At 69.2% G+C, this 12,044-nt stretch carries 11 protein-coding genes; 5 read left to right on the forward strand and 6 right to left on the reverse strand.

Going from position 1 to position 12,044, the window contains the following annotated elements:
* Window position 1 precedes the first annotated feature (1 nt).
* Complete coding sequence (locus ABNQ38_RS21440; RefSeq protein ID WP_377810086.1) at window positions 2-880, forward strand: ABC transporter ATP-binding protein; 879 nt, start codon at window positions 2-4, stop codon at window positions 878-880.
* A complete protein-coding gene (locus ABNQ38_RS21445; RefSeq protein WP_377810087.1) occupies window positions 877-1,656 on the forward strand; it encodes an ABC transporter ATP-binding protein in 780 nt (259 codons plus the stop codon). The genes ABNQ38_RS21440 and ABNQ38_RS21445 overlap by 4 nt, the downstream gene beginning before the upstream one ends.
* Before the next feature lie 19 nt (window positions 1,657-1,675).
* Here ABNQ38_RS21445 and ABNQ38_RS21450 read toward each other — a convergent pair whose 3' ends face one another.
* The gene (locus ABNQ38_RS21450; RefSeq protein WP_377810088.1) at window positions 1,676-3,544 is read right to left on the reverse strand and encodes an EAL domain-containing protein; all 1,869 of its coding nucleotides are present in this window, start codon (window positions 3,542-3,544) and stop codon (window positions 1,676-1,678) included.
* Between the two features lie 612 nt (window positions 3,545-4,156).
* On the opposite strand from ABNQ38_RS21450, the gene ABNQ38_RS21455 reads away from it, so the two are divergent.
* The gene (locus tag ABNQ38_RS21455; protein WP_377810089.1) at window positions 4,157-5,707 is read left to right on the forward strand and encodes a helicase HerA domain-containing protein; all 1,551 of its coding nucleotides are present in this window, start codon (window positions 4,157-4,159) and stop codon (window positions 5,705-5,707) included.
* A 4-nt stretch (window positions 5,708-5,711) separates the two neighbouring features.
* Here the strand turns inward: ABNQ38_RS21455 and ABNQ38_RS21460 are convergent, their stop codons facing one another.
* Both ABNQ38_RS21460 and ABNQ38_RS21465 read right to left on the reverse strand, forming a co-directional pair.
* Complete coding sequence (locus ABNQ38_RS21460) at window positions 5,712-6,212, reverse strand: GNAT family N-acetyltransferase (RefSeq protein ID WP_377807953.1); 501 nt, start codon at window positions 6,210-6,212, stop codon at window positions 5,712-5,714.
* Window positions 6,213-6,430: 218 nt separating this feature from the next.
* Complete coding sequence (locus ABNQ38_RS21465; RefSeq protein WP_377807954.1) at window positions 6,431-6,967, reverse strand: substrate-binding domain-containing protein; 537 nt, start codon at window positions 6,965-6,967, stop codon at window positions 6,431-6,433.
* 200 nt (window positions 6,968-7,167) lie between these two features.
* On the opposite strand from ABNQ38_RS21465, the gene ABNQ38_RS21470 reads away from it, so the two are divergent.
* Window positions 7,168-8,061, forward strand: coding sequence for a LysR substrate-binding domain-containing protein (locus tag ABNQ38_RS21470; protein ID WP_377807955.1), 894 nt, complete (start codon window positions 7,168-7,170; stop codon window positions 8,059-8,061).
* Between the two features lie 23 nt (window positions 8,062-8,084).
* Here the strand turns inward: ABNQ38_RS21470 and ABNQ38_RS21475 are convergent, their stop codons facing one another.
* Window positions 8,085-9,110 carry a zinc-binding alcohol dehydrogenase family protein gene (locus ABNQ38_RS21475; RefSeq protein ID WP_377807956.1) on the reverse strand — a complete coding sequence of 342 codons (1,026 nt, stop codon included), beginning with the start codon at window positions 9,108-9,110 and terminating at the stop codon, window positions 8,085-8,087.
* Between the two features lie 241 nt (window positions 9,111-9,351).
* Here ABNQ38_RS21475 and ABNQ38_RS21480 point away from each other — a divergent pair, with 241 nt between their 5' ends.
* A complete protein-coding gene (locus ABNQ38_RS21480) occupies window positions 9,352-9,621 on the forward strand; it encodes a hypothetical protein (RefSeq protein ID WP_377807958.1) in 270 nt (89 codons plus the stop codon).
* A 20-nt stretch (window positions 9,622-9,641) separates the two neighbouring features.
* Here the strand turns inward: ABNQ38_RS21480 and ABNQ38_RS21485 are convergent, their stop codons facing one another.
* Both ABNQ38_RS21485 and ABNQ38_RS21490 read right to left on the reverse strand, forming a co-directional pair.
* On the reverse strand, window positions 9,642-10,847 hold the full coding sequence (locus tag ABNQ38_RS21485; protein WP_377807959.1) for a hypothetical protein: 1,206 nt from the start codon (window positions 10,845-10,847) through the stop codon (window positions 9,642-9,644).
* 144 nt (window positions 10,848-10,991) lie between these two features.
* On the reverse strand, window positions 10,992-11,705 hold the full coding sequence (locus tag ABNQ38_RS21490) for a response regulator transcription factor (protein ID WP_109048074.1): 714 nt from the start codon (window positions 11,703-11,705) through the stop codon (window positions 10,992-10,994).
* Window positions 11,706-12,044 lie beyond the last annotated feature (339 nt).

Raw genomic sequence — 12,044 nt, forward strand, 5'->3', positions numbered from 1 at the left:
CATGGCCGACAGAAAGACGGCGGACGACGCCCCCCTGCTGGAGGTTTCCAACCTGCGCGTCGCCTTCCCCACCCGCACCGGCATGGCCGAGGCGGTGCGCGGCGTCTCCTTCACGCTCGGCCGGGAGAAGCTGGGCATCGTCGGCGAGTCGGGCTCCGGCAAGTCGATGACCGGCCGCTCCATCCTGCGCCTCGTGCCGCCGCCGGGCCGGGTCACCGCCGACCGGCTGGCCTTCAACGGCGAGGATTTGCTGGCGGCGTCGCCCAGGCGCATGCGCGACATCCGCGGCCGGCGCATCGCCATGGTGATGCAGGACCCGAAATACTCGCTGAACCCGGTGATGACTGTCGGCCGCCAGATCGCCGAAGCCTACCGCGTCCACAGCAAGGCTGGCGCCGCCGAGGCGAAGCGCCGCGCGCTGGAGATGCTGGCCGCCGTGCGCATCCGCGACCCGGAGCGGGTCTATGACCGCTACCCGCACGAGGTGTCGGGCGGCATGGGCCAGCGCATCATGATCGCGATGATGCTGATCCCCGACCCCGATCTGCTGATCGCCGACGAGCCGACCTCGGCGCTCGACGTCACCGTGCAGATGCAGGTGCTGGCGATCCTCGACGACCTCTGCTCCCAGCGCGGCATGGGCATGATCTTCGTCAGCCACGATCTGAACCTCGTCGCCTCCTTCTGCGACCGCATCCTGATCATGTATGCCGGCCGGGTGGTGGAAAGCTGCCGCGCGTCGGAGCTGCACGCGGCGCAGCACCCCTACACCCGCGGCCTGCTGGCCAGCCTGCCCAGGATCGACGAGCCGCCGGGCGACCTGCCGGTGCTGAGCCGCGATCCGGCCTGGTTGACCGCTGGGCGGGAGGCCCGAGGATGATGATCGACATCCGGGATTTGCAGGTCCGCTTCGGCCAGGGCGCCGACGCCGTCACGGCGGTGGACGGCGTTACCCTGTCGGTGCGGGAAGGGGAGAGCTTCGGCCTCGTCGGCGAGTCGGGCTCCGGCAAATCGACGGTCCTGCGCGCGCTCAGCGGCCTGAACGACGAGTGGACCGGCCGCATCGCCGTCTCCGGGACGGAGCAGGGACCCGTGCGGCAGAAGGGCTTCTACAAGCTCTGCCAGATGGTGTTCCAAGATCCCTACGGCTCGCTGCACCCGCGCCACACGGTGGACCGCATCCTGGCGGAACCCATCGCCATCCACGGGCTGGGCGATGCCGACGCCCGCATCGACCGGGTGCTGCGCGATGTCGGGCTCGGCCCCGCCTTCCGCTTCCGCTATCCGCACCAGCTGTCGGGCGGCCAGCGCCAGCGCGTCGCCATCGCCCGCGCCCTGGTGCTGGAGCCCCGCGTCCTGCTGCTGGACGAACCAACCTCGGCGCTCGACGTGTCGGTGCAGGCGGAGATCCTGAACCTGCTGCGCCGGCTGCGGGCGGAGCATGGCCTGACCCTGGTGCTGGTCACCCACAACCTTGCCGTCGTCGCCAACCTGTGCGACCAGCTGGCGGTGATGAACCGCGGCCGTCTGGTCGAGGAGATGAGCGTGGAGGAGTTGCGTCGCGGTGCCGCGCGCCAGCCCTACACGTTGCAGCTCCTGCGCGCCAGCCAGGGCTACGACCGCGCCACGGCGGAGAGCTTCCGGGATTATGCGTGAGGGGCCGCAGTAGCGGCTTTCACCCCAGCCGCACCACGAACAGCTTGTCCTCCGCCCCCTTGGCCGCGGTTTTGTGATCGGCGATGGCGGCGTTGATGGCGTCGGGGGTCAGGCCATGGCTGCCGGGCGGGATCACCACGGCAACCCCGCTGGCCGCCAGCAGCGGGAAGCGCCGCACGGCGCCATAGCGGTCCTTCGCCAGGAAGCCGCCGCTGACCCTGGTTTCGGCGTCGTACAGGCTTTCGGCATCGGAGCGGAACAGGGCCAGCAGCTCGGCCAGACGGGCAAGCACCTCGCCCTCCCCGCCGCCGCTGACGCCCAGGAAGAAGTCGTCGCCGCCGATATGGCCGGCGAAGGCGTCGGCGTCGATGGCCGCCCCGGCGCTGCCGGCCCAGGCCTTCAGCCGCTCGCTGAACATCAGGATGGCGCGGTCGCCCTGGCGGAAGCCGAAATTGTCGTTGAAGGGCTTGAAGTTATCGAAATCCAGATAGGCCAGCACATGGCCGCGGCCCGGGTCGGCCAGCGCTCCTTCGATGTGGCGCAGGATCGCCGCGTTGCCCGGCAGCCGGGTCAGCGGGTTCTGGTCGGTCGCCATCGCCAGGTTGCGCTCATGCACCAGCCGCAGCAAGGCACCGCTCGACAGCACGCCGGCATAGGCGCCGCCCTCGACGATGACGATGCCGTCGGCCGCCGACTCGGTGGAGAAGGCCTCGATCACCCGGTCCAGCGGGGTGGAGATGTCGCAGACCGGCGAGCGGATGACCAGATCGTCCAGCCCGTTGCCCAGGCCGCGGTTGCGCAGCAGCTCGCCGCCGAAGCGCGAATAGACGAAGCGCTTCAGGTCGCGTTCGCGGATCAGGCCGAGCGGCCGCTCATGCTCGTCGATGATCGGCGCGATGGCGGCGCTGCCGTCGCGGCGGAAATAGTCCAGCAGCTCGGTCTTGCGCGAATCGACCCGCAGCGGCGGCAGCCGTTCGATCACTTCCGACAGGCGACGGTGCGACTCGCTGGGCTGGCGCCGGTCCCTGCGGTTCAGATCCTCGACCACCGGATAGCGGTTGGGCAGGGCGGTCAGGTCCACGCGCGGCCGGGCGATCAGGAAGCCCTGGGCGAAGTCGCAGCCGAGATCCCGGCAGGTGTAGAACTCGGTGGCGGTCTCCACCCCCTCCGCCACGATCTGGATGCCCAGCGCATGGGCATGGCCGGCCAGCGCCGCCACCAGCGCCCGCTTGCGCGCGTCCGCATCGATGCCGGCGATGAAGAAGCGGTCGATCTTCACATAGTCCGGCCGTGCCTCGTACAGCGTGCGCAGACCGGAATGGCCGACGCCGAAATCGTCGATGGCGATGCCGGCCCCGCTCTGGCGGAAGCGGTCGACCGCCGCATCCACCGCGACGCCGCTGGGCACCGGGCGGCTTTCCGACAGCTCCAGCACGATGCCGCTGTTGCGCGAGGCGGCAGGGTCGCGGGCAAGCCAGGGCGAGTCGGACCGGCCGATCAGCCGGGCGTCGAGGTTCAGGAACAGCTTCGCCTCGTTCCAGCCCGACAGCGCGCGGTAGGCGGCGACCGCCTTGGCGTGCAGCGCGGTTTCCACCGTCGCCAGCAGGCCGGCGGCCTCGGCAGCGTCCAGCAGATCTCCGGCGTTGGCGAAGCCGGTACGCTCGAACCCGCGCAGCAGCGCCTCATAGCCGTGGCAGCGGCCGGAGCGCAGCTGGACGATGGGCTGGAAGGCGTAGCGCAGGGCGCCGACCGCCGAGGCCCAATCGAACGATGCGGCATCACCGTCAGCGGAGCGGACGGCATCCCAGCCCGCGCCATAGGAGTTGGCACGGTCGCTCTCCAGCCTTCCGGTTTTGGCTCCGGCTTTTGTGGTGATCAGCACAGTCATCGCTCGGTCCGCCAGCGCCGATCGCGCATGGGATCGGCATCCGCTTGTAACAGAGCTTGTTTGCGGTTTCATGACCGCGGGATCACGTTGTTGCGCATTACGATCACCCACCTGAGAGGCAGGAGCCGGATCGGACCAAAAAATCCGGTTGATCAAAAACGCTCATACACACGGTACGGTAGAATGTCCGTTGCCCGCCCCGCTCGGCATCGCTATGCATGCAATTGTGGGAACCGGGCGGCGGAGTGGCCACCGCCCGCGTCCCACCTACCGGGGAGCACGGAGTGGAAAAAGCACTCGTACTCCTGGTCCTGGTGCTTCAGTTGATCAAGGCGATCCTCGATCTGCTGAAGTAACCGGACCGGACGGGGGGTGCGGCTGGCACCGCACCCTCCTGTCCGCAAGAATATGGTCAAACCGCCCTCTGCCGCAAGACCCAGCCCACCACCGGAGCGCTCATCCACATTGCTCCGGCTCAATCGGGCGGAGAGTGATCGCCCGATCCTGGCCGGCTTGTCCCGAATCGAATCCTCGTATCGCCGCGGCCGCCTGCGCTATAGGAAGGCCCTCCCTGGCAAGGGGGCGGTTCGGGTTGAGCGGGAGGCGAGCGGGATGAAGGTCGGCATCGACATGGGGGCGACGAATGCGGGCAGCGCCGCGACGCTCGACTTGGAAGAGTTGCTGGCGACCCGTCTGCTGGTCCAGGGCAATTCCGGGTCCGGCAAGTCGCACCTGCTGCGCCGGCTGATCGAACAGAGCGCCCCATGGGTGCAGCAGGCGGTGATCGACCCGGAGGGCGACTTCGTCACCCTGGCCGAGCGCTTCGGCCATGTGGTGGTGGAGGCGGACGCGCACAGCGAGGCAGCATTGCAATCCGTTGCCGCCCGCGTGCGCCAGCACCGCGTCTCCGTCGTCCTGAACCTGGAGGGGCTGGACGCGGAAATGCAGATGCGCCACGCCGCCGCCTTCCTGGGCGGGCTGTTCGATGCCGACCGCGATTTCTGGTATCCGATGCTGGTGGTGGTCGACGAGGCCCAGCTGTTCGCCCCGTCGGCGGCCGGCGAGGTGTCGGACGAGGCGCGCAAGGTCTCGCTCGGCGCCATGACCAACCTGATGTGCCGCGGACGCAAGCGCGGGCTGGCCGGGGTGATCGCCACCCAGCGTCTGGCGAAGCTGGCGAAGAACGTCGCGGCCGAGGCGTCGAACTTCCTGATGGGCCGCACCTTCCTCGACATCGACATGGCGCGCGCCGCCGACCTGCTGGGCATGGAGCGCCGGCAGGCGGAGATGTTCCGCGATCTGGAGCGCGGGCATTTCATCGCGCTCGGCCCCGCCCTCTCGCGCCGGCCGCTGCCGCTGCGCATCGGCGCGGTGGAAACGCAAGGCCGCACCGGCAGCCCGACGCTGATGCCGCCGCCGACCACCCCAGTGGAGGACGCCCGCGACCTGATCTTCACCACCACCGGGCCGGAACCGCCGCGCTACGTGCGCCGCCCCTCCACCTCGGCCAGCGCCGACCTGATGGCGCAGCTGGCACGCGGCCGACCCGCCGCCCCGCCGCCGCCCGACGACAGCGCCGCCGAACAGCCGGCCCTGCTGCCGCTGGAGCCGGAGGAAACCGCCGAACAGGCTGCCGAACGCGAGGCCCAGTATGGCGAGGTGCTGACCGAGGTGCTGGCCGACCCGGAAGCGCCCTACCGCTCGCTCGCCGTTCTGTACCAGGATTTCCTGGTGCGCTGCAGGGGCCGCGGGGTCGATGGCGACCGGCTGGCCCTGCCCGCCTTCCGCCGCCGTCTGGCGACCGCCCGCGCCGGGGCCGGCAACGGCGACGATCCCGCCTGGCAACGGGCGACGGAGGTCGCCGCGACGATGGCGGAGGACATCCAGCCGGTTTTCCTGCTGCTGGCCCGCGCCGCCCTCGACCACGCCCCCTGTCCGTCCGACGCCGACGTGGCGCGCGCCTGCGGCAGCCGGTCGAAGGGGCGGGGCCGCCGTTTGCTGACCTACATGGAACAGCGCGGCTTCATCGCCAGCCGCAGCGGCCTGGGCAACACCCGCGCCATCACCCTGCCGGCGCTGGGCTGGGAAACCGCGCTGGGCGATCCCAACGCTGACGACGCGGCGGACGCGTCCGACGAGGGCGGGCTGTTCGCGGCGGGGTAAAACGTCACCCGGCCAGGTGTTTTTGCATGAGCAGAAGGTCGAGCCAGCGGTCGAACTTGCGGCCGACCTGACGCAGGCAGCCCGCTTCCACAAAGCCGAAACCGGCATGCAATCGGATCGAGGCGGTATTTTCCGCTTCGATGCCCGCGACGATCATATGTTTGCCGTTCAGCTTTGCGTCGTCCAGCAGTGCGGCCAGCAGACCTCGCCCGATCCCCCTGCCCCGCACGGTTGATTCCACATAGATCGAATGCTCGACCGTGTGCTTGTACCCTTCCCAAGCCCGGAACTCGCCATAGGACGCGAAGCCGACGACCGAACCGTCCTGTTCGGACACGAGAATCGGCATTCCCTTCGCCTTGCGGTCCGCCATCCAGGCGCGGCGTTGGTCCAGCGTGACCGGTGTCAGGCTCCACACCGCCGTGGTGTTGAGGATGGCGTCGTTCAGGATGGCGAGGATTGCAGGAAGGTCGGCTTCCTCTGCCGCCCGTATCTTGTGAGTCATGGTTCGATTCTCCGGAGCCTGACGGTGCCGACGCGATGCTGCCGCGACAACTTGGCTTAGAATTCCATGATATTGGATTTAGATCCACTAAATTGCTTCACATCCCCATCCTGCCCGGCTCATTGCCGTACAAATTTCCAGGATAATGGAAATGGCCGCCCCCCCGGAGCGGCCCTTCGATCAGGAAAAGGCAATGAGCCCACTCCGCTTACCGCCGTTCAACTTCCAGCAGTCGGCGCGCTCACCGGCTTGCCGGGCTGGCCCCAGCTGGCGACGAAGTCGTTCACCCCAGGAACCGCCATCATGTGCGAGTCCTTGACGTAGACGAAGCGCTTCGGCCCGAAGCCGTATTCGGTCATCGTGATGCCGGCGGAGCGGCAGCGCTGATACTCGGCCGCGCCGATCGGACGGTCGGAGGCCACCATGTCGGGATGGTCCAGCCCGACGCCGCCGCAGAAGGCACGGAAGCCGGAGGCGGTGCCGCGGGCGTCGAGATGCGGCTTGGTGTCGGGACCGCCGGTATAGTTGGCAGCTGCCTGATCGATGGTGCCGCGCAGGGCCGGGCTGCCGACGATCCAGATGCCGCGGGCCTCCGGCGGCGGCTTGGGCACTGCCGGCGGCGGCAGGGCGGCGGTCTGTTGCGGCGGCGGCGTGAGGCCCGGCATCTGGCAGCCGGCCAGCGAAGCCGCAGCGGCAAGTGCGAGGGCCAGATGTTTGAAAGCCACTCTGCCGGCCGGAGCGGGAAAACGGGTCATCGGGCGTCTCTCTCGTCAAGGATCGTCGTCAGGCCGCCGGGCGGCAAGGCCCGGAGGGCTCTGACAATGAGAACGCCCCCGGCCCGCTTCAACGGCACGCCCGCCATATGCCGATCGCCGTGTCCCGATGCGCAGCTCGCCATCAATGAACAATAGCGATAGGATGGTGAGGAACGATCACCATACGGAATGTATTGCCGATGTCCCTGCCCGATCTGGAGATCGACGCGCTGCGCGCCTTCGTCACGGTGGCGGAGGCCGGCGGCTTCACCGCGGCGGCGGAGCGGCTGGGCCGCACCCAGTCGGCGATCAGCGTCAAGATCAAGAAGCTGGAGGACACGCTCGGCCGCCGGGTGTTCGAACGCACCAGCCGGTCGCTGGCGCTGACCCATGACGGCGAATTGCTGATGGGCTACGCCCGCCGCCTACTGGATCTGAACGACGAGACGGTGCGCCGCTTCGCCGAACCGGCGGCGGAAGGCGAGCTGCGGCTGGGCGTGGCCGAATATTTCCTGTCCGACCACCTGCCCCATGTGCTGCGCCGCTTCGCCAAGCTGCACCCGCGGCTGCACATCGACGTGCGGGTGGGCATGTGCAGCGATCTGGTCTCGGCCCTGGATGGCGGCGAGCTCGACCTCGTCATCTCCCGCCGCGATGCCGGCGACACCCGCGGCCGGGCCATCTGGACCGAGCCGATGCGCTGGATTGCCGCCCCCGGGCTGGAGATCCCGGCCGACGGCCCGCTGCCCTTCTGCGCCCTGCCGGCGCCCTGCGTCTTCCGCAACCGCGGACTGGCGGCGCTGGGTGAAACCGGACGGTCCTGGCGGGTGGTCTATACCAGCGCCAGCGTCATGGGGGTGCAGGCCGCCGTCCGCGCCGGGCTGGGGGTGGCGGTGCTCAGCGAATCCTCGGTGCCCGACGGCGTGCGCCGGCTGGGGGTGGAGGACGGACTGCCCGAACTGGGCGACGTCGAGATGGCGATCTTCGGCGAGACGCCGCGCAACCGCCGCCTCGCCGAACCGCTGGTCGGCTTCATCGTGGAAAGTCTCGCGGCGATGCGCCCGGCCCGCCCGCCGCTCGCCCTGGCGGGCTGAGGGGCAGGCCGGGGGGCAACCGGTCAGAAGCCTTCCAGCACCACCTTGCCGCGGGCCTTGCCGGATTCGATCAGGGCATGGGCCTTGCGCAGGGTGGCGGCATCGATACGGCCCAGCGTCTCGGTCAGGGTGGTGCGCAGCGTGCCGGCATCGACCAGCCGCGACACTTCGGTCAGCAGCTCATGCTGGGCGATCATGTCGTCGGTCTGGAACAGCGGCCGGGTGAACATCAGCTCCCAATGCAGCGAGACGCTCTTGCGCTTCAGCAGGCGGACGTCGATGGGCTCCGGATCGTCGATCAGGCCGATATGGCCCTGCGGCGCCACCAACTCGACCAGATCCTGGAAATGGCGGTCGGTCGCGTTGGTGGAGAAAATGTAATCGACCCCGGCCAGCCCCAGCGCCTTCACCTGTTCCGCCATCGGCCGGCTGTGGTCGATCACGTCATGGGCGCCCAGTTCGCGAACCCAGTCGGCGGTCTCGGGACGCGACGCGGTGGCCAGCACCCGGACCTTGCTCAGCCGGCGGGCCAGTTGGACGGCGATGGAGCCGACGCCGCCGGCCCCGCCGACGATCAGCAGCGACTTGCCCTCGCCCGCATTTTTCCCGTCGCCATCCCGCGGCAGGCCCAGCCGGTGGAACAGCATCTCCCAGGCGGTGATGGCGGTCAGCGGCAGGGCGGCGGCCTCGGCGACGCTCAGGCTGGCCGGACGGGCGCCGACGATGCGCTCGTCGACCAGATGATATTCGCTGTTGGTGCCGGGCCGGTCGATGGAGCCGGCATAGAACACCGCGTCGCCGGGACGGAACAAGGTCACGTCCGGCCCGACCGCCTCGACGATGCCGGCGGCATCGAAGCCCAGGATGCGCAGGTCGCCCTCGGTCGGCAAAGCGTTGCGACGGACCTTGGTGTCCACCGGGTTGACCGACACCGCCTCCACCCGGACCAGCAGGTCGCGGCCGGTGGGGGCCGGGCGGTCGATCTCGACGTCGATCAGCGCGCCGGCATCGGCGATGGGCAGGGACTTGTGGAAACCAACGGCTTTCATGATCGCCTCGTCTTCTGAATGGGGATGAAGTCGAGACACAGGATGGCCGCGCCGCCCCGATATGTGAAATTCATAGTTCTTGTTTCATCCATCGGATTCCGGGATGGACGCGGCCCTGGCCAAGCGGCTTCGAGACTCATGACGCCAAAGAGGTATGGAATAGCCGGGCGGGCTGCGGTGTTCGTACAGATGACCGGCCTCACCGCCGAAGCTGGTCCCTCGCAAGACAGGACGCACGGCCATGCCCACCAATCGTCTCCGGATCCTGACCGCCCTGCTGCTGGCCGCGGGGGGTGCCACCCTGACCGGCTGCGTCGCCTACGATCCCTATTATCCCGCCTACAGCGAGCCGGTGGTGGTCCCGCCGCCGACCGTCTATGCCGTGCCGCCGCCGGTGGTGGTCGGGCCGGGCTATTACCGCCGCCCCTGGCACGACCATTGGCACGGCGACCGTGGCTGGGGCCCGGGACGCGGATGGGGCCCCGGCAGGGGACCGCGCGGCTGGCGCTGAGCGGAGGACGCGGACGGGCCTCAGACGGCGTTGGCCGGTACGCCGTCGCCGCAGTTGCGCAGCACCAGCACGGTGTGGTCGTCGTCGCTCACCGCGCCGTCGCGCAGCAGAACCAGCGCCGCCAGCGTCGGCTCGACCCCGTGCAGGTCACGGTGGATGAACAGGGCGGGCAGCCGGGCGCACCCGCCGGTGTAGAGCACCACATGCTCCCCAGGTGCCCAGCGCAGATGGACCGAGGCGGGGGCCAGCGGGTTGAAGCCGATCATCGCCCAGCGGGCGCCGAGCGCCGTGATCTCCTGCCGGCGCACCACCGCCCCGGCCAGGGTGCCGAGCGCCGTGTAATCCACCGCACCGGCGTCGAAGCGCAGGACCGCGACGGCCGACTGCCCGATCCGCGTCAGGGTCCGGTCGTGGGACAGCCCCAGTTCGGGCCGCCCCTTCAGGTCGCGCCGGATGGCGTTGACCACGACGGGAGCCGGCAGCCCCGGCACCGTGGCGGCGACCACCGCCTCCATCTGCCGCACCACGGCGGGCGTCATTATTGTGGGGGATTGCGCGCTGAGAATTTGCGTGGCGCCGCCTTGCCCCTTGCCGTCCTCCGCACCGGAACCGGCGTCGGTCTTGACGGGAGGCTCGGGGGGGCCGGCATCGGCGGCCGCGTCACCGTCGACCATCAAGGCGATGCCGCAGGGGCCGTCACCGCCACGGGCGGGGGCACAGCTGACGAACCAATGGTCGATGAAGGGACCGCCGCGCAAGGCATCGCCGCCGCTCCGTTCGACCGTCACCGCCCCGGCCTGGGCCAGGGCGTCGGCCGGCGGCGCATCGTCCGCACCCGGCCGCAGGACACGGGCCAGCAGCGCGAGCCCGATGCCCGGCGTGGCATGAACATGGAACCGGTCGGCCTCGCCGCGAACGGACTCCAACACCGCGTCAAGCGCGGGGAGAACACCATGCGGCGTTGACGGCGGCAACGCGACAGTTTTGGGATCCCGGTCGTAGGCCAGGCATTCGACGCCGGCCCCGCTGCGCATCCGGGCAATCAGAATGGTCCCGTCCGGCCGGCCAAGAGCATAGTCGGCCACCATGGCCACCAGCTGGTCCAGCCGCGCCGCCTCGTCCACCGGCAGCACCCCGTCGGCCCGTTCCGCCGCGATCCGACGCGCCGTGGCGATGTCGTCGGGCGACGCCACGGTGATGCGACGGTGACCATGATCGGGGAACATAGAACCGCTCCTGTCAGCGCTCTGGTTGCTCTTCCCCGGGACTTTACAATCCTCTTCCGGTCAAGCCCACGGAAAGCACTCGCCGACCTTCAATTTTCAATCGGCCGTGTCCGACGGAGCCGCAATCCGGCAAGGGCGGCGGCATCAGGATGCCGCCACCTCCATCAGTGCGGCCGGGGCCGGCTGGCGGATGGACATGGGATGCGGCAGGTCGCGTGCGCGCAGGATCTCCGCCGACTCCCAGAGGCGGCCCAGGCCGACGATGGAGCGGCAGCCGGTCTTTTCCATGATGCGGGCGCGGTGGACCTCCACCGTCTTGATGCTGATGCCCAGCTCCCAGGCAATGGTCTTGCTCTGCTTGCCCTCGACGATCAGTTCCAGAACCTCCGACTCGCGGCGGCTCAGCAGGGCGAGCCGGCGGACGGCATCGCGGCTGCGGTCGCGCTGCTGGGCATGCGGGCTGCCGGACGCCAGGCAGGCGCGCAGCCGCTCCAGGAAGGCCGGGATGGCGAAGGGGCGGGCGATGCAGTCGACCGCGCCGGCCTTCATCGCGGCGACGGCGGCGTCGACGTCGCCCTGCTCGGTCATCACCAGGACCGGCAGGTCGTGACCGTGCAGCGAGGCCTCGGCCATGAACTCCATGGCGGTCATGTCCGGCAGGTCGCTGCGCAGGACGATGCAGGAGGACCCGGTGCCCAGCACGGCCAGCGCATCGGCGGCGGTGCTGTGGACACGGCAGGCGATGCCGACCGCGCCCAGCGCCCGCGAAAGCGTGCTGCGCGACATCAGGTCGCCGTCGACGATGTGAACGAGGCAGGTGGTTTGCGGATAAGCGGGCGCGGAAATTTGCAGGGGCATCTTGGGACCTCCACCACATCGGGCCGGCGAACAGCGCCGGCTCTCCATGACGGCCGATCCATGTCCGAACCGCCGCCATGACCGACATTTTAGCGGTCATCCCTTATTGACCGCTGCAATCGCGAGGGATAGCGGACATGTCTAAAAGGATACCAGGGATACTACACCGGCGAAAACCACAACAAGAACGCCGATCAATGCGCTATCCCACGGGACACCCGGAAACCAAACGGCGAACACCACAAGTATTTTCGCAAACTTCGCACCCGGACGACCTATCCGCCGACAGGCAACGCTGGCCAAACTTTATCACAAGACAAGCAAAGCCGCCCGGATCGT

This window comes from Azospirillum sp. A29, assembly GCF_042604625.1.
Taxonomy (GTDB): Bacteria; Pseudomonadota; Alphaproteobacteria; order Azospirillales; family Azospirillaceae; genus Azospirillum; species Azospirillum palustre.

Excerpts from the sequence above, each read along its gene's own strand:
- ABNQ38_RS21490 (WP_109048074.1), bottom strand. The coding sequence starts at position 11,705 with ATGCCCCTGCAAATTTCCGCGCCCGCTTATCCGCAAACCACCTGCCTC.
- ABNQ38_RS21460 (WP_377807953.1), bottom strand. The coding sequence starts at position 6,212 with ATGACTCACAAGATACGGGCGGCAGAGGAAGCCGACCTTCCTGCAATC.
- ABNQ38_RS21445 (WP_377810087.1), top strand. The coding sequence starts at position 877 with ATGATGATCGACATCCGGGATTTGCAGGTCCGCTTCGGCCAGGGCGCC.
- ABNQ38_RS21450 (WP_377810088.1), bottom strand. The coding sequence starts at position 3,544 with ATGACTGTGCTGATCACCACAAAAGCCGGAGCCAAAACCGGAAGGCTG.
- ABNQ38_RS21475 (WP_377807956.1), bottom strand. The coding sequence starts at position 9,110 with ATGAAAGCCGTTGGTTTCCACAAGTCCCTGCCCATCGCCGATGCCGGC.
- ABNQ38_RS21480 (WP_377807958.1), top strand. The coding sequence starts at position 9,352 with ATGCCCACCAATCGTCTCCGGATCCTGACCGCCCTGCTGCTGGCCGCG.
- ABNQ38_RS21440 (WP_377810086.1), top strand. The coding sequence starts at position 2 with ATGGCCGACAGAAAGACGGCGGACGACGCCCCCCTGCTGGAGGTTTCC.
- ABNQ38_RS21470 (WP_377807955.1), top strand. The coding sequence starts at position 7,168 with ATGTCCCTGCCCGATCTGGAGATCGACGCGCTGCGCGCCTTCGTCACG.
- ABNQ38_RS21485 (WP_377807959.1), bottom strand. The coding sequence starts at position 10,847 with ATGTTCCCCGATCATGGTCACCGTCGCATCACCGTGGCGTCGCCCGAC.
- ABNQ38_RS21455 (WP_377810089.1), top strand. The coding sequence starts at position 4,157 with ATGAAGGTCGGCATCGACATGGGGGCGACGAATGCGGGCAGCGCCGCG.
- ABNQ38_RS21465 (WP_377807954.1), bottom strand. The coding sequence starts at position 6,967 with ATGACCCGTTTTCCCGCTCCGGCCGGCAGAGTGGCTTTCAAACATCTG.